This is a genomic window from Aeromicrobium sp. HA, from assembly GCF_027171405.1.
Classification (GTDB): Bacteria; Actinomycetota; Actinomycetes; order Propionibacteriales; family Nocardioidaceae; genus Aeromicrobium; species Aeromicrobium tamlense.
This window is the reverse complement of record NZ_CP114372.1, coordinates 3,102,165-3,122,145: the sequence shown is the minus strand read 5'-3', so window position 1 is coordinate 3,122,145 and position 19,981 is coordinate 3,102,165. Positions and strand designations below refer to the sequence as shown.

Annotated in this window: 21 protein-coding genes; 12 read left to right on the top strand and 9 right to left on the bottom strand. The window is 70.3% G+C overall.

Translation table 11 applies throughout. The features are described 5' to 3' along the window. Entirely contained in the window at positions 1-705 is a 705-nt protein-coding gene (locus O3S82_RS15465; RefSeq protein ID WP_179427826.1) for a response regulator transcription factor, read from the top strand. Then, on the top strand, positions 698-1,936 hold the full coding sequence (locus O3S82_RS15460; RefSeq protein ID WP_269304002.1) for a sensor histidine kinase: 1,239 nt from the start codon (positions 698-700) through the stop codon (positions 1,934-1,936). Before O3S82_RS15465 ends, O3S82_RS15460 begins: the two co-directional genes overlap by 8 nt. A gap of 22 nt (positions 1,937-1,958) precedes the next feature. On the opposite strand, the gene O3S82_RS15455 is transcribed toward O3S82_RS15460, so the two are convergent. Then, entirely contained in the window at positions 1,959-2,426 is a 468-nt protein-coding gene (locus tag O3S82_RS15455) for an adenylyltransferase/cytidyltransferase family protein (RefSeq protein ID WP_179427830.1), read from the bottom strand. A 75-nt stretch (positions 2,427-2,501) separates the two neighbouring features. Here O3S82_RS15455 and O3S82_RS15450 point away from each other — a divergent pair, with 75 nt between their 5' ends. After that, a complete protein-coding gene (locus O3S82_RS15450) occupies positions 2,502-2,915 on the top strand; it encodes a CoA-binding protein (protein WP_179427833.1) in 414 nt (137 codons plus the stop codon). Position 2,916: 1 nt separating this feature from the next. Here O3S82_RS15450 and O3S82_RS15445 read toward each other — a convergent pair whose 3' ends face one another. Together O3S82_RS15445 and dtd are read right to left on the bottom strand one after the other, a co-directional pair. Then, positions 2,917-4,023 (bottom strand): LCP family protein, encoded by a 1,107-nt coding sequence (locus tag O3S82_RS15445; RefSeq protein WP_179427835.1) that lies wholly within the window; start codon positions 4,021-4,023, stop codon positions 2,917-2,919. 63 nt (positions 4,024-4,086) lie between these two features. Next, the gene (gene dtd / locus O3S82_RS15440) at positions 4,087-4,512 is read right to left on the bottom strand and encodes a D-aminoacyl-tRNA deacylase (RefSeq protein WP_179427837.1); all 426 of its coding nucleotides are present in this window, start codon (positions 4,510-4,512) and stop codon (positions 4,087-4,089) included. 48 nt (positions 4,513-4,560) lie between these two features. Here dtd and O3S82_RS15435 point away from each other — a divergent pair, with 48 nt between their 5' ends. From O3S82_RS15435 to O3S82_RS15425, 3 genes are read left to right on the top strand one after another with little or no spacing between them, the layout of a single operon-like run. After that, a complete protein-coding gene (locus O3S82_RS15435; RefSeq protein ID WP_269303996.1) occupies positions 4,561-5,055 on the top strand; it encodes an FABP family protein in 495 nt (164 codons plus the stop codon). After that, positions 5,048-5,974 (top strand): CAF17-like 4Fe-4S cluster assembly/insertion protein YgfZ, encoded by a 927-nt coding sequence (ygfZ, locus tag O3S82_RS15430; protein WP_269303994.1) that lies wholly within the window; start codon positions 5,048-5,050, stop codon positions 5,972-5,974. The genes O3S82_RS15435 and ygfZ overlap by 8 nt, the downstream gene beginning before the upstream one ends. Further along, the gene (locus O3S82_RS15425) at positions 5,974-7,725 is read left to right on the top strand and encodes a DEAD/DEAH box helicase (protein ID WP_179427843.1); all 1,752 of its coding nucleotides are present in this window, start codon (positions 5,974-5,976) and stop codon (positions 7,723-7,725) included. The genes ygfZ and O3S82_RS15425 overlap by 1 nt, the downstream gene beginning before the upstream one ends. A gap of 16 nt (positions 7,726-7,741) precedes the next feature. Here O3S82_RS15425 and O3S82_RS15420 read toward each other — a convergent pair whose 3' ends face one another. From O3S82_RS15420 to O3S82_RS15410, 3 genes are all read right to left on the bottom strand, one after another. Continuing rightward, positions 7,742-9,043: an endonuclease/exonuclease/phosphatase family protein gene (locus O3S82_RS15420; protein ID WP_179427845.1), complete on the bottom strand. Its 1,302-nt coding sequence runs from the start codon at positions 9,041-9,043 to the stop codon at positions 7,742-7,744. Between the two features lie 68 nt (positions 9,044-9,111). After that, a complete protein-coding gene (locus O3S82_RS15415; RefSeq protein WP_269303992.1) occupies positions 9,112-10,620 on the bottom strand; it encodes an endonuclease/exonuclease/phosphatase family protein in 1,509 nt (502 codons plus the stop codon). 9 nt (positions 10,621-10,629) lie between these two features. Further along, the gene (locus O3S82_RS15410) at positions 10,630-12,102 is read right to left on the bottom strand and encodes an endonuclease/exonuclease/phosphatase family protein (RefSeq protein ID WP_269303991.1); all 1,473 of its coding nucleotides are present in this window, start codon (positions 12,100-12,102) and stop codon (positions 10,630-10,632) included. A 158-nt stretch (positions 12,103-12,260) separates the two neighbouring features. Here O3S82_RS15410 and O3S82_RS15405 point away from each other — a divergent pair, with 158 nt between their 5' ends. From O3S82_RS15405 to O3S82_RS15395, 3 genes are all read left to right on the top strand, one after another. Further along, a complete protein-coding gene (locus O3S82_RS15405) occupies positions 12,261-12,644 on the top strand; it encodes a helix-turn-helix domain-containing protein (RefSeq protein ID WP_179427852.1) in 384 nt (127 codons plus the stop codon). Then, positions 12,641-13,510: a hypothetical protein gene (locus tag O3S82_RS15400; protein WP_269303988.1), complete on the top strand. Its 870-nt coding sequence runs from the start codon at positions 12,641-12,643 to the stop codon at positions 13,508-13,510. Before O3S82_RS15405 ends, O3S82_RS15400 begins: the two co-directional genes overlap by 4 nt. 67 nt (positions 13,511-13,577) lie before the next feature. After that, a complete protein-coding gene (locus O3S82_RS15395) occupies positions 13,578-13,835 on the top strand; it encodes a DUF2516 family protein (protein ID WP_179427855.1) in 258 nt (85 codons plus the stop codon). 18 nt (positions 13,836-13,853) lie between these two features. Here O3S82_RS15395 and O3S82_RS15390 read toward each other — a convergent pair whose 3' ends face one another. The 3 genes from O3S82_RS15390 to typA all read right to left on the bottom strand — a co-directional run bounded on the left by O3S82_RS15390 (position 13,854) and on the right by typA (position 17,110). After that, positions 13,854-14,786 (bottom strand): hypothetical protein, encoded by a 933-nt coding sequence (locus tag O3S82_RS15390; RefSeq protein ID WP_269303986.1) that lies wholly within the window; start codon positions 14,784-14,786, stop codon positions 13,854-13,856. After that, complete coding sequence (locus O3S82_RS15385; RefSeq protein ID WP_179427859.1) at positions 14,783-15,118, bottom strand: PadR family transcriptional regulator; 336 nt, start codon at positions 15,116-15,118, stop codon at positions 14,783-14,785. Before O3S82_RS15385 ends, O3S82_RS15390 begins: the two co-directional genes overlap by 4 nt. Positions 15,119-15,232: 114 nt before the next feature. Next, positions 15,233-17,110, bottom strand: a complete 1,878-nt coding sequence (typA, locus tag O3S82_RS15380) for a translational GTPase TypA (protein ID WP_179427861.1) — start codon at positions 17,108-17,110, stop codon at positions 15,233-15,235. Between the two features lie 101 nt (positions 17,111-17,211). On the opposite strand from typA, the gene O3S82_RS15375 reads away from it, so the two are divergent. The 3 genes from O3S82_RS15375 to O3S82_RS15365 all read left to right on the top strand — a co-directional run bounded on the left by O3S82_RS15375 (position 17,212) and on the right by O3S82_RS15365 (position 19,981). Then, positions 17,212-17,670 carry a MarR family winged helix-turn-helix transcriptional regulator gene (locus O3S82_RS15375; protein ID WP_269303982.1) on the top strand — a complete coding sequence of 153 codons (459 nt, stop codon included), beginning with the start codon at positions 17,212-17,214 and terminating at the stop codon, positions 17,668-17,670. Next, positions 17,651-19,261 (top strand): DHA2 family efflux MFS transporter permease subunit, encoded by a 1,611-nt coding sequence (locus O3S82_RS15370; protein WP_269303980.1) that lies wholly within the window; start codon positions 17,651-17,653, stop codon positions 19,259-19,261. Before O3S82_RS15375 ends, O3S82_RS15370 begins: the two co-directional genes overlap by 20 nt. A gap of 87 nt (positions 19,262-19,348) precedes the next feature. Next, on the top strand, positions 19,349-19,981 hold the full coding sequence (locus O3S82_RS15365; protein ID WP_179427869.1) for a LysE family translocator: 633 nt from the start codon (positions 19,349-19,351) through the stop codon (positions 19,979-19,981).

The following is a 19,981-nucleotide window of genomic DNA, read 5'->3' as shown; positions in this document are numbered from 1 at the left end:
GTGGCCACCCGTGTGCTGGTCGTCGAGGACGACGACAAGATCGCCCCGCCCCTCGTCCGCACGCTGGAGCGTGAGGGCTACGACGTCGAGCGCGTCGCGGAGGGCCTCGCGGCCGTCGACCGCATCGCCGTCGGGGACGTCGAGCTCGTGCTGCTCGACCTCGGCCTGCCGGACATCGACGGGCTCGAGGTCTGCCGTCGTGCCCGCGAGGGCGGGTACCACGGCGGCATCATCATCCTGACCGCCCGCGACGGCGAGCTCGACCGCGTCGTGGGTCTCGACGTGGGCGCCGACGACTATCTCGCGAAGCCGTTCGCGCTGGCCGAGCTGCTGGCTCGCGCGCGGGCGCTGCTGCGCCGCAGTGCCGCTCCGGTCGCGGCCGAGGCTGCGGCGCCCGCCGCCCCCGCCAGTTCGGGGCTGCGGGTCGACACCGCCGCGCGACGCACGTGGGTGGGCGACGCCGAGGTCTCGATGACGTCCAAGGAGTTCGACGTCCTCGTCCTGCTCGACGAGGTGCGCGGCGCCGTCGTCACCCGCGAGCGCCTCACGAACGAGGTGTGGGACGAGAACTGGTTCGGCTCGACGAAGATGGTCGACGCGACGGTGGGCCGCCTGCGGCAGAAGCTCGAGGAGGCCGGCGCGCCGGTGCAGATCGCCAACGTGCGCGGCGTCGGATTCCGGCTGGAGGACCAGCCCGGTGCGTGAGCGGCTGATCGTGGCGCTGGTGGGCATGACCGCGGCGATGCTCGCGCTCTACGGCATTCCGCGCGCGTACATGCTCGCCGACCTCGTGACCACCTACGAGGAGCGCAAGATCGAGCGGGCCGCGGACCAGCTGGCCGTGGTGGTCGACGAGCGACGCAAGAACGAGTCGCCCGTCGACGAGGCGTTCCTCGGCGGCTTCCTCAGCGAGGCCGAGACGCTGACCTACGAGCCCGACGACGGGCCCACGGTCGTGGCGGGCCCGACGCCCGACCCGGCCGACGACATCGTCGAGGAGCGCGCCCTGGCCGACGGCGGCTCGCTGACGCTCTCGCGGTCGCGCGACCTCATCGACCGACGGATCTCCGAGGCCCTCGTCCCGCTCATCCTCATCGGCCTGAGCCTGACCGTCGTCGCCGCGGGATTCGGCTACGTGCTGGCGCGCCGGCTCTCGCGCCCCTTCGGCGAGCTGGCCGAGGCCGCCGACCGGCTCGGCACCGGACGCTTCGACGTCGACCCGCCGCACTACTCGATCCCGGAGGCCGAGGCGATCGGCGACGCCCTGCGCAGCAGCTCGAAGCGGCTCGGCGAGCTCGTCCGGCGTGAGCGCGAGTTCGCCTCGAACGCCTCGCACCAGCTGCGCACCCCGATCACGGCGCTGCGGCTCGAGCTCGAGGACCTCGCGCTGTGGCCGCAGACGCCGCCCGAGGTGGCCGAGGAGCTGAACCGCTACCTGCCCGAGCTCGACCGCCTCAGCAGCGCGATCGACGAGCTGCTGGGCCTGGCCCGCGGCCTGCGCCTGGGCGACGCCGTGGACGTCGACCTCAACGAGCTGGTGGCCGACGTGGTCGAGCGCTGGCAGCCGCAGGTGGAGGCCCTCGGTCACGACGTCAACCACGACGACCGCGGCCCCGTGCCGGCGCGGGTCGTCCCCGGCCCGGTCGTGCAGATCCTCGACGTGCTCATCGAGAACGCCGCGAGCCACGGCGTCGGCCCCATCACGGTGTCGGCCCGCGACGCGGGCGCGTACGTCGAGATCGTCGTCGGCGACAGCGGTCGCCGCACGTTCGGGAACGAGATCTTCAGCCGCGGCACCAGCCGCAAGGACGGAGACACCGGCGGCCTCGGCCTGACGATCGCGGCCGACCTCGCCACCACGATGGGCGGCTACCTCAAGCTGACCGAGGACGAGCTCACGACGTTCGAGCTCATGCTGCCCGGCCGCAACGACTGACCCTCAGGGCAGGTGGCGCCGCTCAGGTCAGGTCGCGGTAGTGGTCGAGCAGGCGCGAGAGGACGCCGAGCGCGTCCTGCATCTCCTCGATGTGCCCGGGATCGAGCACCCGCAGCATCTCCTTGAGGCCCGTCGTCGAGATGCCCTTCGTGCGGGGCAGGTACTCGACACGGCACAGGTCGGACAGGTCGTCGAACTTGCCCGTCCAGTCGTCGCCCATCACGAACAGGTCGACGCCGTGCTCGACGATGTCGCTGCGCTTCTGCTCCCACGACTCCTCGGGCAGCACCTGGTCGACGCCCTTGATCGCACCGACGATCGCGGCCCGGTCGGCGTAGGGCACCACGGTGCTCTTGCCCTTGCCGGCGTTGAAGTCGTCGGTGGAGACCCCCACGACGAGCCGGTCGCCCATCGAGGAGAGGCGCTCCAGCAGCCGCAGGTGGCCGATGTGGAAGAGGTCGAAGGTTCCGTACGTCAGGACGGTCGTCACGCGATCAGGATACGGACCGGCCGGGCGCGGGGCGGCCGACCGGCGCGCGTCGGCGTCGGCGGCTACGGTCGGAGCATGACCTCGTGGCAGGATCCGGACGCCGTCTCGCTCATGCTCGACGACCTCGAGACGTGGGCCGTGGTGGGCTTGTCGACCAACACCTCGCGCACCGCGTACTCGATCGCGCAGCTGCTGCAGCGGCGGGGCAAGCGCATCGTGCCGATCCATCCCGACGCGCCCACGGTGCTGGGGGAGCAGGGCTACGCCACGCTCGCCGACGTGCCGTTCCCGATCGACGTGGTCGACGTGTTCCGCCGCTCCGAGGACGCCGGGCCGTTCGCCGACCAGGCCGTCGAGGTCGGCGCCAAGGCCGTGTGGTTCCAGCTGGGCGTCGTCGACGAGGCGGCGTTCGAGCGCACGATCGCGGCGGGCGTGCCGATGGTGATGGACACCTGCCCGGCGATCGAGTGGAACCGCCGAGCCCGCTAGCTCAGTTGACGTCCTCGGGGTCCGGCAGGACGTCGTCGGGGTACTTCTCGAGGTACTGGGCCATCCGGTCGCGGCTCAGTGCGGTGAACAGCTCGCTCATCTTGTCCTGCTGGAGGACGACGATGCTGCCGTAGGTGGGATCGGTGTCGGTGCCCTGCACCGGAGCCGTCATGAAGGTGACGTCGTCGGTGCGGACGCCGCGCAGCGACACCGCCAGCTTGGCCATCGCGGTGCCCGACCAGCCCTCGTCCACCGTGAGGTTCTCGGTGAGCGCGGTGACGGTCCGGGTGAGTCGCGTCGGGCTGGTGGTGACGCCCGAGCTGAGCATCTTGCCCATCAGCGAGCGCATGAAGTTCTGCTGGCGCTTGATGCGGTCGAAGTCGCCGCCGACGAGGCCGTAGCGGGTGCGCACGTATGCGAGGGCCTTCTTGCCCTCGAGCGTCTGCGTGCCGGCGTCCCACTGCACCTTCTGCTTGGGGTCGTAGAACGACTGGGGGATGGTCACCTCGACGCCGCCGACGGCCGACGAGAGGTCCTTGAAGCCCTCCCAGTCGATGATCGCCAGGTGGTCCATCTTCAGGCCGGTGAGGTTCTCCACCGTGTTGATCGCGCCGAGCGGGCCGCCGGCGCTGAACGCGGCGTTGATCTTCTCCGAGTGGGTCGTCTTGCCGTTCTCGTCGTAGATCGGCACGAACGAGTCGCGCGGCAGCGAGACGAGGTAGACCTTCTTCCGGTCGGCCGGGATGTGCACGACCATGAGCGTGTCGCTGCGGTACTTGCCGTTGGGCCAGTCGCCCGACGCGGCGTCCTCGGAGATCGTGGTGTTCTTCGACTGCCCCTCCTGCGGCTCGCCCTTGTCCGAGCCGAGCAGCAGGATGTTGAGCGCGCGACCCTCGTCGGGGTCGGGCTCGCTCTGGGGGTTCAGCTTCACGGTCTCGACGTCGTCGAGCTTGCGCTTGAGGTTGAAGGCGTAGGCGGCGCCGCCGACCAGCGGCAGCAGCACGATGAGCACGACCGACCAGACGACCATCGGGTGGCGCTGGCGGAAGGAACGACGGTTCGACGCTCGCGATCCGGGTCGCCGGGTCGCGTCGGGGGCGTCGGTCACCGCATCCTCCTCATCGTCGTCGCATCAACCTTTCCAGTATGACGGGGGTTGCTGAGAGGGCCCTCAGGAATCCAGCACGATCGTCACGGGTCCGTCGTTGACCAGCTCGACCGCCATGTCGGCGCCGAAGATCCCGCGCGCCACGGGCACCCCCGCACGCTCGACCGCGTCGCAGAACGTCTCGTAGAGCGGCTCGGCCACGGGTCCCGGTGCGGCTGCGCCCCACGAGGGACGGCGGCCCTTGCGGGTGTCGGCGTAGAGCGTGAACTGGCTGATCGCCAGCACGCCGCCGCCCGTCTCGTCGACGGACTGCTCGCCGGCCATGATCCGCAGCCGCACGATCTTGGCGGCGAGACGCTCGGCGTCGGTGGCCGTGTCCTCGTGCGTGACCCCCAGCAGCACCACCAGTCCCGCACCGTCGAGGCGACCGACGACCTGCTCGTCGACCCGGACCTCGGCCCGGCTGACCCGCTGCACCACCGCACGCATGGCAGGAGCGTAGCGGCGACTTCTGCGGCGGCCGATAGCATGGAACCCATGGCCTTCGAGATCCCGAGTGACCTGCACCCCGACCTCATGCCGGTCGCGTGGCTGCTGGGGACCTGGCACGGCAACGGCCGCGGCGAGTACCCCACGATCGAGGCGTTCGGCTTCGAGCAGGACGTGGCGTTCGCGCACGACGGACGGCCGTTCCTGCACTACTTCAGCCGCACGTGGATCACCGACGATGCCGGCGAGCGCGTCCGCCCCGGCGCGCTCGAGACCGGCTTCCTGCGCCCGTCCGGCGAGGGCAAGCTCGAGCTCGTGCTCGCGCACCCCACCGGCTACGCCGAGATCTGGTACGGCGAGGTCGAGGGCGCCCGCGTCACGCTGGCCACCGACGTCGTGGCCCGCACCGTCACCGCCAAGGAGTACACCGCGGGACAGCGGATGTACGGACTCGTCGAGGGAGCGCTGATGTACGCCTACGACATGGCCGCCGAGGGCCAGCCGATGCAGTCCCACCTGTGGGGGAAGCTCGAGCGTGTCTAGCCCGCTGCTGGACCGGCCGGGCGCGGTCGAGGCCGAGGGCCTCGACGCGGGCGTCGCAGCGCACTACGGCTCCACCTTCGCCGCCGAGCAGCGCACGCTGCTGTCGGGCGACGGCTTCGTCGACCTCTCCCACCGCGACGTCCTGCGGATCACCGGTCCCGACCGGCTGACGTGGCTGCACTCGCTCACCACGCAGTTCCTGGAGGGGCTCGAGGCGGGCCGCTGGACCGACGTCCTGCTGCTCTCGCCGCAGGGCCGCATCGAGCACGACTTCACCGGCGTCGACGACGGCGAGACCTTCTGGGCGCACACCGAGCCCGGCGCGGGCGAGGCGCTCGTGCAGTTCCTCGACCGCATGCGCTTCATGTCGCGGGTCGAGGTCGTCGCGGTGGACGACCGCTTCGTCATCGGGCGCTGGGCCGACGGACTGGTCACCGAGCTCGTCCCCGACCTGTCCGCCGTCCCCGGCACGCCCGTGGGCGTGCTGGCGTGGGAGGCGCTGCGGATCGCCGCCGGGCGTCCCCGGTTCGGCTCCGACACCGACGACCGCACGATCCCCAACGAGGTCGGCCTGCTCGGCTCGGCCGTGCACCTCGACAAGGGCTGCTACCGGGGCCAGGAGACGGTTGCCCGCGTCCACAACCTCGGCCGGCCGCCCCGCCGGCTCACCCTGCTGCACCTCGACGGCTCCGTCGACCACCTCCCGGCGCACGGCACCGATGTCGTCCACGACGGCAAGGTCGTGGGTCAGGTCGGGAGCGCGGCGCGCCACCACGAGCTCGGGCCCATCGCGCTCGCACTGATCAAGCGGAACACCCCGGTCGACGTCACCCTCCTCGCCGACGGCGTCGCCGCCGCCCAGGAGTCCGTCGTCGACCCCGACGCAGGCCTGCACGTGCGGGCCGGATTGAACCTGTGATGACTGACGAAGCCTCCTTCGACGACCTCGGCCTCGACGACACGCTCGTCGCCGTGGTGCGCAGCCTCGGCTACGAGACCCCCAGCCCGATCCAGGCGCAGGCGATCCCCGCGCTGATCAAGGGCGGCGACGTCGTCGGCCTGGCCCAGACCGGCACCGGCAAGACGGCCGCCTTCGCGCTGCCGATGATCCAGCGCCTCGACCCGGGCTCGCCCAAGACCCAGGCCCTCGTGCTCGCGCCCACCCGCGAGCTGGCGCTGCAGGTCAGCGAGGCCATCTCCAGCTACTCGGCCGGGTCGAACCTCAAGGTCCTGCCGGTCTACGGCGGCCAGAGCTACGGCGCCCAGCTGCAGGGGCTCAAGCGCGGCGCGCAGGTCGTGGTGGGCACGCCCGGTCGCGTCATCGACCACCTCGACCGCGGCTCGCTCGACCTGTCGCACCTCGAGATGCTGGTCCTCGACGAGGCCGACGAGATGCTCAACATGGGCTTCGCCGAGGACGTCGAGCGCATCCTGGCCGACACCCCCGAGTACAAGCAGGTCGCGCTCTTCTCGGCCACCATGCCGCCGGCGATCCGCCGTTTGGCCAAGCGCTACCTGCACGACCCACAGGACATCAGCACCCCGCAGGCCACGCGCAGCACCACCAACGTGCGCCAGCGCTGGATGCCGGTCTCGCACCACAACAAGCTCGACGCCCTGACGCGCGTGCTCGAGGTCGAGCAGGGCGACGGCATGATCATCTTCGTCCGCACGAAGCAGGCCACCGAGGAGCTCGCCGAGAAGCTGCGCAGCCGCGGCTACACGGCGGCCGCCCTGAACGGCGACCTCGTCCAGGCCCAGCGCGAGCGCACCGTCGGCGCGCTGAAGAGCGGCGCGATCGACATCGTGGTGGCCACCGACGTCGCCGCGCGCGGTCTCGACGTCGAGCGCATCACGCACGTCGTCAACTACGACATCCCGCACGACCCCGAGGCCTACGTGCACCGCATCGGCCGCACGGGCCGCGCCGGCCGCTCGGGCGACGCGATCGTCTTCGTCACCCCGCGCGAGCGCCGCATGCTCGAGTCCCTCGAGCGCGTCTCGGGTCGGCCCGTGGAGCAGATGCCGGTGCCGACCCCCGACGAGGTCAACGCCCGCCGTGCCGACCGCTTCGCCGGCTCGATCACGAACGCCATGGGCGACCCCCAGTTCAGCGTCTACCGCGGGCTCGTCGAGCAGTACGCGCAGGAGCACGACGTCGACATGACCGAGATCGCCGCGGCGCTCGCGGTGATGAGCCAGGACGACAAGGAGTTCTTCCTGCGTCCCGACCCGCCGCAGGAGAAGCGGGCCCCGCGCGAGCGCTCCGAGCGCACGCCGCGTCCGAGCTCCGACGGCCTGGCGCCCTACCGCATCGCGGTGGGCAAGCGGCACAAGATCCGCCCCTCGATGGTCGTCGGCGCGCTGGCGAACGAGGGAGGGCTGAAGCGGTCGGACTTCGGCAAGATCACGATCGGCATGGAGCACACGATCGTCGAGCTGCCGGCCGACCTGCCCGAGGCCGTGTTCGACGCGCTGTCCGGCACCCGGATCTCCGGTCGCAAGATCGACATCCAGCCCGACACGGGACGTCCGGGCGGCGATCGCAAGCGCCCGCCGTCGAAGTCGTACGCGAAGGGCTCGGGCAAGTCGTACGACAAGCCCAAGTCCTACGACAAGTCGAAGTCCTCCGGCGACAAGGACCGCAAGCCCCGCCACAAGAAGGGCTGAGGCCGGCGGGCGTGGGTCAGGAGACCTGCGCCCGCACCATCAGCGGGTGATGGTCCGAGGGCAGCGGTGCCACGAAGCGGCCGCCGGACATCTTGCCCACGTTGGCCCACTGGTGGACGCGCGAGCGGCCGGGGCGCACCCAGACCTTGTCCACGTGGTCGCCCCACGTCACGCCGACGATCGGCTGCGTGGACCACCGCGGGTTGGCGGTGTTGAAGTGCTGGCGCGACACCTTGAGCGCCTGCTCGTAGGCGTCGTAGAAGCCGTTGGCCTGCATCACGGTCTCGAGGCGGCTGTTGCCGGCGCGGCTGCGGTTGGTGTTGAAGTCGCCCAGCAGCACGACCGGCAGGTGGTGCAGGCGCTTGCCCCACCACGCCAGCTGGTTGCCCAGGTCGGTGAAGATCTGCGAGGTCTGGCGGGCGCGGACCGCGGCGTTGGAGCCGCCCTCGTCGACCTTGAGGTGGATGCCGACGAACACGACCGCCTGGCCGCTGGCCTTGTGGCGCAGCACCGACCAGGGCGCGTCCTTGCCCTCAGGCTCGGCCACGCCGTCGAGCGGCAGGATGCACGGCTCGACGCGGACCGGATCGCCCTCGTCGTCGCGGACGACCTTGCCGGTGCGGGGGTCGGTCTCCAGCGGGCACTCGGCCGACTGCTGGGTGGCGGAGAGCCGCTGCGTGACCTGCTCGAACGCGGCCGTGCGGTAGAAGATGCGGTTGTCCTTGCCGCCGAGCGTCTCGGTGTAGCCGGGGATCACGGCGTTCTTCCAGCGGCTGGCCTCCTGGACGGCCAGGACGTCGGGCTTGAGCCGCAGCACCTCGTTCACGACGAGCGGCTGGCGCGTCTCCCACTTGCTGCACGCGTTCGAGCAGACGTTGTAGCTCATGAGGCGATAGACGGGGTGGCGCTTCGACCACAGCTTCGCGGTGGCGGCGGGCGTCACGCGGGCGATGCGCGCCGAGCGCTTGCCGGCCTTCGAGCCGTTCACGGCGCGGACCTGGATCCAGTAGGTGCGGTTGCGCTTGAGCTTCGTGATGGTGGCCTTGCGCGACTTCACGGTGACGCGCGGCTTCTTGGCCTTGGCCACGCCGGCACGGCTGCCGGCGACGAAGACCTGGTACTTCTTGGCGCGCGTGGCCTTCGGCCACGAGATCGAGATCTTGGCGTACTTCTTGCCCGACGAGTCGTAGGGGGCGGCCCCGGTGACCGACACCAGCCCGACCGCGCCGGGCTTCTTGGAGGCCGCCTCGGCGGGGGTGCCGAGGGTGGCGGCGGTCAGGACGGCGACCACCGCACAGGCCAGCAGACGAAGACGCATGGGCACGAGGGTAACTCGCCAGAGTCACATCAGTCACATCGTTTTCGCCGAAACGACGGGACCCGGGGTCAGTCGACGAGGCGGGGCGAGATGTCCGGGTCGAGCTCGGCGGGCACCGTGACGATCGCCGTGGGCTCCTTGACGAGCTCCTCCTCCTCGCGTGGGAGGGCGACGGTGGCGGCGATCATGTTGTGGTCGGAGAGCCACGGGCCGACGTAGGTGGTGCCGTTCAGGTTGGCGAACTGGCGCCAGGACGGGACCGCCCAGTCGTCGGAGACGTAGACGTGGTCGACGTGGTCGGCGGACATGATCGCCTTGTCACCGCGACGGCTGCCGGTGTTGACCTGGGCGTTCTCGGTCTCCTCGGCGACCTCGACCGAGTCGCGCAGGCCGTTCGCCCGCACGATCGGACCGACGGTGTCGCCGCGGCGGTGGGTGCCGGAGTTGAAGTCGCCCGCCATCACCACGGGGTCGCCGTCGGGGTTCACCGAGGCGAGGCTGCCCATGAGCGAGCGCATCTCGTCGGCGCGCTTGCCGGTGGCGTTGTGCCCGCTGAGCAGGTGCACGCTGACCACGACGAACGGCCGTTCGGTCTCCTGGTCGACCAGGCGGGCCCAGGTGGCCCAGCGGCCGTGGCCGATCGACCAGCGGCCGCCGGCGAGCTGCTCGAACTTCTGCGACGAGTAGAGGATGTAGCGCGAGTTGCCGCCGCCCTCGGCCATCACGAGCTCGTTCGGGCCACCGCTGAAGGCGGCGCGGGTGGTGGGGCCGACGCGCTGGCCGCCGGCCTCCTGCAGGGTCATGATGTCGACCTTCGAGGCGTGCACCTGCGCGGCCTGGTCGCCCACGCGGCCGCCGAAGCCCTTGCAGGCCTCGGCGCAGATGTTCCACGAGCCGATCGAGAACTCCGACGCCTCGGGCGGCGTGGTGATCTTCGTGGGCGGGCCGAACTCGCTCACGCCGGCGTCGCCGACGGCACGGACCCGCACGTAGTAGGTCTGCTCGGGCTTGAGCGAGGAGGTGGTGAACGCGGTGCCGCCCTTCGCGAGCCGGCGCACCTTGGTGGGGAGCTGGTTGCGCTTCTTGGACACGGCCACGTCGTAGGTGGTGGCGTAGTCCGCCTTGCGCCACTTCACGACCGCGCCGTCGGGCGCGGTGGCCTTGACCTTCGGCTTGCGCGGCACGTCGGGGAGCAGGGTGACGGTGCCCTCGACCGCGAGCTCGGTGGCGCCCTGGTCGACGGCCTCGACGCGGTAGCTCACGCGACCCTTCGGATCGGCCGCCTTCGGTGCGGGCAGCACGGCCTGCGGCTCGCTGGTGAGGATCGTGCGGTCGGGCCGGGCGAGGTCGTCGCCGAGGCTGACGCGGTACTGGGTCCCGTTGCCGGCCCACGCCAGCGAGACGGCACTCGGGTCGACGTCGACCGACGTGACCTTGAGGTACGGCGTCTCGAGCCCGGCGAACGCGACCACGGGACCGTTCCCCTCGGGATCGGTGGTGGCGGCCAGGAGTCCGGCGGCGGCGGTCAGCACCAAGCCCGCGCCGACGAGGCACGAGGTTCGGAAAAGACCGGGCACGAGGGCATCTTACGGGGTCCCGACGACCAGCCTCGCGACGACGGGATTGTGGTCGGACGGGAAGGGCATCGCGTACTCGCGGCCGTTCGTGGTCTCGATGAAGTTCGCGGGCATCGACCACGCCTCGACGGTGATTCCGGCGACCGGGACGAAGATCGCGTCGACGTGGTGGCCGTTCGACTTGGGCACCGGAACTCCGCCGTTGGCGCTGTTCAGCTCGGCGTTCGACACCTGCGCCGCGCGGTCGAGCGAGTTGACGATCCCGTGCCGGGCGAAGCGCTGCTGGGGCGCGTCGAAGCCGCCCGGGTAGTTGCTCTGGTTGGCGTTCGACTCGTTGGAGTTGAAGTCACCGCCCCAGACCACGGGCAGGCGGTGGGGGTTGATCGCGTTGACCTTCGAGATGAGGCGCGCGGTCTGCTGGAGGCGCAGCTGGTCGCGGGCGGCGCCCTTGTGCGGCTCGAGGTGCGAGTTCGTGACGATGAACGCCGTGCCGGTGCGGCGGTCGCGCAGCAGGTTCCAGGTGGCGTAGCGCCCCGTCTTCGAGTCCAGTGTGAGGCCGCCCCCGTCGAGCGAGGTGAAGCGGGAGGACTTGAAGTAGATCGTCTTCGCGCTCTTGTAGGCGCCCTTGCGGAAGCCGGGGAGCTGCGTGTGGAACGCGGTCTTGGTGGCCGACTCCTGCGTCAGCACGATGTCGGGCGAGGCCGAGCGGACCACCGCGCCGGCGAGCGGCTTGCGCACCGACCACTTCGGCACGTTGCGCAGGAACCAGGCGCCGCTGTCGGAGGTGCGGCACTTGTCCTCTCCACAGAGGTTGTAGGTGGCGACGGTGGCGCGGCTCGCGACGGCGGTCAGCTTGGTGCGCGTGGCCGGGCCCCACGGGCCCTTGACCGCGCCGTTGACGCCACGGACGCGGGCGAAGTAGGTCATGCCGCCGTTGAGGCCGGTGACCTTGGCGCCGAAGCCGCGGCGGCTGGCCGTGATGACCTGGCCGCGGAACGAGCGGTTGGTGGACAGCTGGACCTGGTAGCTGGAGGCGCTGGTGGCGCGGTTCCAGCGGAAGGTCAGGTAGTGCCCCTGGCCGCCGGTGACGCGGTGCGTCGGGCCCTTGCCGACCTTGAGGTTGGCCTTCTTCCAGCGGGTGGACGGGCCTTGGCGCTTCCCGCGGTAGGAGGTGAGGCGGTAGTAGAAGTCGGTGCCGGAGTTCGGGCGCAGCTTGCGGAAGGTCACCCCGGTCTTGCGGGTCGTGACCTTGCGGATGCACGACGTGGCGCGCGGGGAGGTCTTCACGCAGATCGCCACCTTCGTCGCCCGCGCGGGGCGCTTCCAGCGGATCGTCAGGGTGGAGGTGTAGGTCTTGGCGCGGACGACCGAGACCTTGGCGGGCTTCTTCGGGGCGGCCTCGGCGGCGGTGGAGGGGGCCAGCAGGAGGGTGCCGGTGACGGCGAGGGCGAGCAGGGCGCGCCGGAGCAGCGTGAAGTTCATGGAGATCTGACGGGTGTGAGAGAGGGAGGTGCGCCACCCGAGGGCACATCGGCCACCACAGGCTAACCCGAGTCACTCCCGTTTCTCGTATCGCGCCGTTCGTGTCCGGTGCATCACACTTGCTTGCATTCGCTAACTTTTGCAAGCACGCTGGAGTCATGGGGAAGTTGAACATGCCAGATGCCGTCGGCTCGGCCGTCGGGTCGCTCGGCGAGTACCTGCGTGACCAGCGGACCCAGGCGCAGATGTCACTGCGACAGCTGGCCGAGCTCGCGGACGTCTCGAATCCGTACCTCAGCCAGATCGAGCGTGGCCTGCGCAAACCGTCCGCCGAGGTGCTGCAGCAGATCGCGAAGGCACTGAGGATCTCGGCCGAGTCGCTCTACGTCCGTGCCGGCATCCTCGATGCCGAGCGCGCCGGGGAGACCTCGGTCGAGGACGCCATCGACCGCGACCCGCGGTTGACCGCGCGCCAGAAGTCGGCGCTGCGGGACATCTACCGTTCGTTCGTCGGAACAGCAGACCTCGAGGAGAGCTCATGAGCATCACCGACACCATCAACGCCCAGATCAAGTCCATCCTGGACGACATCGCCGCCCTGCCGTCGAGCGTCAAGGGCTTCGACGTCGCCACCCTGCAGAAGAAGGCCGAGACCCTCGCGCAGACCGCGCTCGGCTCCGCCACCGCCGCGTACTCCGACCTCGTGAAGAAGAGCGACGACCTGCGCACCCTGGCCAAGGGCCTGACCATCGACGACGTGAAGACGGCCGCCGACGACCTCGCCGCGCGCGCCGAGGTGTTCGTGTCCGAGCTCCGCGGCAAGGTCGAGGACGTCAAGGTCGACGACCTCAAGACCGCCGTCGACGACTTCCGCGAGAAGGCCGACGACCTGGTCGACGACCTCAAGGGCAAGGCCGAGGAGATCATCGACGAGCTCACCGCCAAGGCCGAGGACCTCACCGGCAAGGCCGCCGAGGCCGTCGAGGACGCCACCGAGTCCGCCGGCGCCGCTGCCGCCTCGTTCGCCAGCTCGGCCCGCATCCGCAAGGCCACCGCTCCCGCGTCGTCGGCCAAGCCGGCCGCCGCGAAGAAGAGCCCGGCGAAGTCCACCGCGACCAAGAAGTCGTCGTCAGCCGCCCAGACGGCCGCGAAGAAGGAGACGGCCGCCTCGAAGCCGACCACCGCCAAGAAGGCCCCGGCCAAGAAGGCGACCGGCTCGGGCACCGCCGCGAAGAAGACCGCGGCCAAGAAGACGACCGCGACCAAGAAGACCGCCGCGAAGAAGTCGGCTCCCGCCACGAAGACGGCGGCCAAGAAGACGGCCACGGGCACGTCCAGCACCGCCAAGAAGGCGCCGGCGAAGAAGTCGTCGACCACGTCGAACGGCTCGGGGACCTCCGCGTCCTGACGCCTGCATCCCACGGAATCAGCGGTGGGCACCACCTCAGGGTGGTGCCCACCGTAGTCTTCCCCCCATGGAATTGGCTCTCGTGACCCCGGCGATCTGGTGGCTGCTGCTGTGCACGAAGGTCTTCGCCCTGGTCGACTGCGTCCGCCGCAAGCCCTACGACTTCGAGATGGCCGGCACGCTGCCGAAGAACGTGTGGCTGATCATCCTGCCGCTGGCGATCTTCGTCGACATCATCTGGCGCAACCCCATCGGCATCCTGCCGCTGGCCGGCACGGTGGCCGCGCTCGTCTACCTCGCGCAGACGCGGGGCTCGGGCTACTGACCCTCGCCCCGCGCGCCGTCAGAGCCGGCTGGCGTGCAGCCGTGCCTTGCGGAACCCGTCGAACGCCTCCCAGGCGGTGACCAGTCCCACGCCGACCGCGATGCCCCGCAGGACCGTGTCGACGATCTCGGGGTCCCAGTCGAGGTGGGCGACCAGCTCGGGGTTGACGATCGACCCGTCGAGCAGCAGGACGATGGTGGGGATCGCGAACAGCAGCGCGAGGCCGAGGTTCGCCCAGGCCGCCGCCCACGTGTAGCCGGCGTGGTGGATCCACACGAGATGCACGAGCTCCAGTGCGAGCGTCACCAGGACGAGTGGCAGGTACCAGCTCCACAGCTCCGGGTCCGCCATCGGGATCCGCTCGCCGTCGTCGAAGAACGGCGAGCCGACGTGCTGCCAGATGAGCATCGCGGCGAACGCCGGCAGGAAGATCAGCCCGGCCACGAGGTCCGCGGTGCCCGTGCCGGTGTCGGGCTCGGGCAGCTGGTCGACCGACCAGGTCTCGACGCCGTCGATCGAGGTGCCCATCCAGTCCAGTACCGCGAACACGAGCGTGGTCCAGAAGACCAGGTGCACGACCATCTCGAGCAGCGTCCAGACGCCGCCGCCGATGATCGACCCGATCGAGTCGCCGTCGAAGGCTCCGACGATCACGGTGACGGCGGTGACGAGCGGGGCGACGATGGCGACGAGGATCGTCATGAGGCGCAGCCACGGGAAGAACAGGCGCGGTCCGATGAGCGCGGGCTCGCGGCCCGTGTAGTCGACCGCGACGCGCAGCGGGTCGCCGAGCTCCTCGAGCGTCTCGCGCTCGGCCTGCTCGCCGCCTCCGCGCGCGGCGACCGTGTCGCCGATGCGCTCGCGCAGCTCGGCGGCGACCTCCTCCTTCGTGCGTCCGGGCAGCCAGCGCGTGGCGGCGTGGACGTAGCGGTCGGTGAGCGTGGTGGTCATGCGGTTCCTCCGGTGGTGAGCCGCCCCAGGGCGGTGTCGATCTCGTGCCAGTCGGCCAGGAGAGCGGCGGCGAGCCGCTCGCCCTCGATGCTCGTGCGGTAGAACTTCCGCGGTCGCGCCTCCTCGGTGTTCCACTCGCTGGTGAGCAGGCCCTGCTTCTCGAGGCGCCGCAGCAGCGGGTAGAGGGTGTTGCCGTCCACGGCGATGCCGGCGGCGGCCAGCGACTCGAGCAGGCCGTAGCCGTACCCGGGCTCGCGCAGGCTCAGCAGCGAGGCCAGCACCACGGTTCCGCGGCGCAGCTCCTGCAGGTGTTGCTGGGTCAGCTCGTCCATGCGTCACACCATAGTGTGCGACACACACTATACGCAAGACGCACAGGTTGGTCGGAAGACGACGAACCCCTCCCCGGCGAGGCCGGAGAGGGGTTCGGAGGAGGCGCGGAGCGCTTACTTGCGCTTGCGGGCGGTGCGGGCGCGCTCGCCCGCGTCGAGGATCACCTTGCGGATGCGCACGTTGCTCGGCGTGACCTCGACGCACTCGTCCTCGCGGCAGAACTCCAGGCACTGCTCGAGCGAGAGCTTCTTCGGCGGGATGACCTTCTCGAAGTTGTCCGAGGTGGCCGAGCGGATGTTGGTCTGCTTCTTCTCCTTGGTGATGTTGACGTCCATGTCGTCGTCACGGGAGTTCTCGCCGACGATCATGCCCTCGTAGACCTCGGTGGAGGGCTCGACGAACAGCGTGCCGCGCTCCTGCAGGTTGGTCATCGCGAAGGAGGTGACGGCGCCGGCGCGGTCGGCCACGAGCGAGCCCGAGGGGCGCGTCGAGATCTCGCCGAACCAGGGCTCGTAGCCCTCGGAGATGTGGTGGGCGATGCCGGTGCCGCGGGTGTCGGTGAGGAACTCGGTGCGGAAGCCGATCAGGCCGCGCGCCGGGACCAGGAACTCCATGCGGACCCAGCCGGTGCCGTGGTTGACCATCTGCTCCATGCGGCCCTTGCGCACGGCGAGCAGCTGGGTGATCGTGCCGAGGTACTCCTCGGGCGCGTCGATCGTCAGGCGCTCGACGGGCTCGTGCAGCTTGCCGTCGATCTCGCGGGTGACGACCTGCGGCTTGCCGACGGTGAGCTCGTAGCCCTCGCGGCGCATCTGCTCGACGAGGATCGCCAGCGCGAGCTCGCCGCGGCCCTGGACCTCCCACGCGTCGGGGCGGTCGGTGGGCAGCACGCGGATCGAGACGTTGCCGATGAGCTCGGCGTCGAGGCGGTCCTTGACGAGGCGGGCGGTGACCTTGGTGCCCTTCTCGCGGCCGGCGAGCGGCGACGTGTTGGTGCCGATGGTCATCGAGATCGCGGGCTCGTCGACGTGGATGAGCGGCAGCGCGATGGGGTTCTCGGGGTCGGCCAGCGTCTCGCCGATGTTGATCTCGCTGATGCCGGCGATGGCGACGATGTCGCCGGGGCCCGCGGACTCGCCGGGCTTGCGGTCGAGCGCTTCGGTGACGAGCAGCTCGGTGATCTTGACCCGCTCGACCGAGCCGTCGCGCTTCATCCACGCGACCTGCTGGCCCTTCTTGAGCTCGCCCTCCTCGACGCGCACGAGCGCGAGGCGGCCCAGGAAGGGGGAGGAGTCGAGGTTCGTGACGTGCGCCTGCAGCGGCGCGCCCTCGGTGTACTCGGGGGCGGGAACGTGCTCCATGATCGTCTGGAACAGCGGGATCAGGTTGTCGCCGTCGGGCAGCGTGCCGTCCTCGGGCTTCTCCAGCGAGGCGACGCCGGCCTTGCCGGAGGCGTAGACGACGGGGAAGTCCAGCGCGTCGTCGGCGGCGTCCTCGGGCAGCAGGTCCATGAAGAGGTCGTAGGTCTCGTCGACGACCTCGGCGATGCGCGCGTCGGGGCGGTCGACCTTGTTGACCACGAGGATGACCGGCATCTTCGCCAGCAGCGCCTTGCGCAGCACGAAGCGGGTCTGGGGGAGCGGGCCCTCGGAGGCGTCGACCAGCAGCACGACCGCGTCGACCATCGACAGGCCGCGCTCGACCTCGCCACCGAAGTCGGCGTGGCCGGGGGTGTCGATGATGTTGATGGTGACGGTCTTGCCGGGGATGTCCTCGGTGCCGGGTCCGGAGTACTTCACGGCGGTGTTCTTCGCGAGGATCGTGATGCCCTTCTCGCGCTCGAGATCACCCGAGTCCATGACCCGTTCGGTCACTTCCTGGTGCTCGGCGTAGGCGCCCTGCTGCTGGAGCATCGCGTCGACGAGAGTGGTCTTGCCGTGGTCGACGTGGGCGACGATGGCGACATTGCGCAGATCAGAGCGTGTAGGCACTCGCCCAATCCTACGGCAGTGCGGGAAACTCCTTGTCCACGTGGGGCGTAACGAAGGTCACGGTTCCGCAATAGTTGCATGTGCGTTAGTATTTCCCGGTCATGACCCAGTCACCCCATGCCTGCGCGTTCGAAGCCGTCCGAGGATTCCTTGGGCGGGTGTTCACGACGGCCGAGGGCGAGTCGCTGGAGTCCGTGGCGGGACTCGACCTGTCGTTCACCCAGGCGCGACTCTCGTTCGTGCTCGCCCACTACGAGCACCCCGTCGCCATCGGTGACCTGGCCGAGTCGGTCGGGCTCTCGCCGGCGGCCGCGGGGCGGAACATCCAGCAGCTGGTGCGCAAGAAGCTCGTCGTGCGCACCGAGAACCCCGAGGACCGGCGGGTCAAGCTCGTCACCCTCACCGACCGTGGACGCAGCCTGGCGCAGAGCCACCTGAAGTCCAAGGAGGACGCCGTGCGCACGCTGCTCGGCACCCTCGACACCGATCAGTGCCTCGCGCTCGTCGAGGCCCTCAAGCCCCTTGCGAAAGAAGAATCAGATGTCAGCCAGTCCTCCTGAAGGAGTCACCGACGACGACCGGATCACTCCGGAGATCCTCAAGGTCGCCGGCGTGGTCGTGCTCGGCGCGATCATGTCGATCCTCGACGTCACCGTCGTCAACGTCGCCCTGCCGACGTTCCAGACCGAGCTGTCCACCGACGGCGAGCCGCTCAAGTACGCGACCGTCGCCTGGACCGCCACCGCCTACATGCTGGCCCTCGCGGCCGTCATCCCGCTGACGGGCTGGGCGGCCGACCGCTTCGGCACCAAGCGCCTCTACATGACCGCGATCGCGCTGTTCACCCTCGGCTCGGTGCTGTGCGCCGCGGCCTGGAACATCGAGTCGCTCATCGCCTTCCGCGTCCTGCAGGGACTCGGCGGCGGCATGCTCATGCCGCTGGGCATGACGATCATGACCCGCGCCGCGGGCCCGCACCGCATGGGCCGCCTCATGGCGATCCTGGGCATCCCGATGCTGCTGGGCCCGATCCTCGGCCCGATCATCGGCGGCATCCTCATCGACGCCGCGTCGTGGCACTGGGTGTTCCTCATCAACCTGCCCATCGGCATCATCGGCCTGGTCTACGCCGCGCGCGTGCTGCCCAAGGACGCCCCCGAGCCCAGCGAGTCCCTCGACGTCATCGGCATGCTGCTGATGTCGCCGGGCCTGGCGCTGCTGCTCTACGGCATCTCGTCGATCCCGGGCGAGGGCACCGCCATGGCGACCAAGGTGATCGTCCCCACCGTCATCGGCGTGCTGCTCATCGGCGCGTTCGTGGTGTGGTCGTTCCGCCCGAAGCACCCGCTGCTCGACCTGCGCCTGCTCGGCAACCGCAACCTGCGCGTGTCGCTCATCGTGATGTTCCTGTTCGCCGGCGCCTTCTTCGGCGCGCTGCTGCTGGTGCCCACGTACTTCCAGCAGGTCCACGGCGAGTCGGTCATGATGGCCGGCATCCTGGTGGCCCCGCAGGGCATCGGCGCGATGCTGACGATGCCGATCGCCGGCTCGCTCGTCGACCGGGTCCCGGTCGGCCGGATCGTCCCGTTCGGCTTCGCCGGCATCCTGATCGGCATGTTCGGCGTCGCGCAGAGCACCGAGCCCAGCACGCCGTACTGGCAGATCATCGCTTGGCTGTTCGTCATGGGCCTGGGCATGGGCGCCACGATGATGCCGATCTTCACGTCGGCGCTCAAGACGCTCACCTCGCACGAGGTCGCCCGCGGCTCGACGCTGCTCAACGTCGTGCAGCAGGTCGCCAGCGCCTCGGGCATCGCGGTCATCTCGGTCGTCCTGACCAACGGCATGCAGAAGGGCTCGATCATCCCGGGCTCGGAGGCGCTGCCGGGCGTCGACGAGGGCCTCACGCCCGCGCAGCTGGCCGCCGCGTCGCACACCGAGCAGGGCTCGCAGCTGGTCCAGATGCTCGGCGTCTCGCCCGAGCAGCTGCAGGCGGGGTTCAACGACCTGGCCCACGCGTTCGAGCAGTCCTACTGGGTCGCCTTCGCGGTGCTCCTGGTGACGCTGATCCCGGTCGCGTTCCTGCCGCGCAAGAGCGAGCCCGTGAAGCTGCTCGACGACCAGGGTCACCCCCCGGTCGTCATGCACTGACGGTCACTCCCGCACGACGGCCCACCCGGCTCCCGGGTGGGCCGTCGTCGTTCCCCGTGCGATCCCGCGGAGGACTACGCTTCAGCCGTGCCCGCCCTCGACCAGCTGCTCGCCTTCGCGCTCGCCTCGCTCGTGCTGATCCTCATCCCCGGTCCCAGCGTCCTGTTCGTGATCGGGCGATCGCTCGCGCACGGGCGTCGCGCCGGCATCCTCAGCGTGCTGGGCAACGGGCTCGGCGGGCTGCCGGTGGTCCTGGCGGTCTCGCTGGGCCTCGGCGCGATCGTGGCCGGCTCGGCGGTGCTGTTCACGATCGTGAAGGTGCTGGGCGCCGGCTACCTCGTCTACCTCGGCGTGCAGGCGATGCGCCACGCCTCGATCGCGGTCACCGCCGAGGTCGACGGCCCCGAGGAGTCGCCGTGGCGCGCCCTGGGGGAGGGGTTCGTGGTCGGCGCGACCAACCCCAAGACCATCGTCTTCTTCGTCGCCGTGCTGCCGCAGTTCGTGAGCTTCGAGTCCGGTGCCATCGGCTCGCAGATGGCCGTGCTCGGCGTGCTCTTCCTGCTCATCGCGATCGTGTGCGACTCGGGCTGGGCGCTGCTGGCCGGAACTGCGCGCCAGTGGTTCACGGGCTCGCCGCGGCGGCTGGCGGCCGTGCGGCGCTCCGGCGGCGCGATGCTGGTGGGCCTCGGCGGCATCCTGCTGACCACCAGCCGCACCTGA

Bases quoted from the DNA above. Each gene is read 5' to 3' on its own strand.
- O3S82_RS15450 (WP_179427833.1), top strand. From the start codon at position 2,502: ATGACCTCGTGGCAGGATCCGGACGCCGTCTCGCTCATGCTCGACGAC.
- dtd (WP_179427837.1), bottom strand. From the start codon at position 4,512: ATGCGTGCGGTGGTGCAGCGGGTCAGCCGGGCCGAGGTCCGGGTCGAC.
- O3S82_RS15435 (WP_269303996.1), top strand. From the start codon at position 4,561: ATGGCCTTCGAGATCCCGAGTGACCTGCACCCCGACCTCATGCCGGTC.
- O3S82_RS15425 (WP_179427843.1), top strand. From the start codon at position 5,974: ATGACTGACGAAGCCTCCTTCGACGACCTCGGCCTCGACGACACGCTC.
- O3S82_RS15420 (WP_179427845.1), bottom strand. From the start codon at position 9,043: ATGCGTCTTCGTCTGCTGGCCTGTGCGGTGGTCGCCGTCCTGACCGCC.
- O3S82_RS15410 (WP_269303991.1), bottom strand. From the start codon at position 12,102: ATGAACTTCACGCTGCTCCGGCGCGCCCTGCTCGCCCTCGCCGTCACC.
- O3S82_RS15405 (WP_179427852.1), top strand. From the start codon at position 12,261: ATGGGGAAGTTGAACATGCCAGATGCCGTCGGCTCGGCCGTCGGGTCG.
- O3S82_RS15400 (WP_269303988.1), top strand. From the start codon at position 12,641: ATGAGCATCACCGACACCATCAACGCCCAGATCAAGTCCATCCTGGAC.
- O3S82_RS15395 (WP_179427855.1), top strand. From the start codon at position 13,578: ATGGAATTGGCTCTCGTGACCCCGGCGATCTGGTGGCTGCTGCTGTGC.
- O3S82_RS15390 (WP_269303986.1), bottom strand. From the start codon at position 14,786: ATGACCACCACGCTCACCGACCGCTACGTCCACGCCGCCACGCGCTGG.
- O3S82_RS15385 (WP_179427859.1), bottom strand. From the start codon at position 15,118: ATGGACGAGCTGACCCAGCAACACCTGCAGGAGCTGCGCCGCGGAACC.
- O3S82_RS15375 (WP_269303982.1), top strand. From the start codon at position 17,212: ATGACCCAGTCACCCCATGCCTGCGCGTTCGAAGCCGTCCGAGGATTC.
- O3S82_RS15370 (WP_269303980.1), top strand. From the start codon at position 17,651: ATGTCAGCCAGTCCTCCTGAAGGAGTCACCGACGACGACCGGATCACT.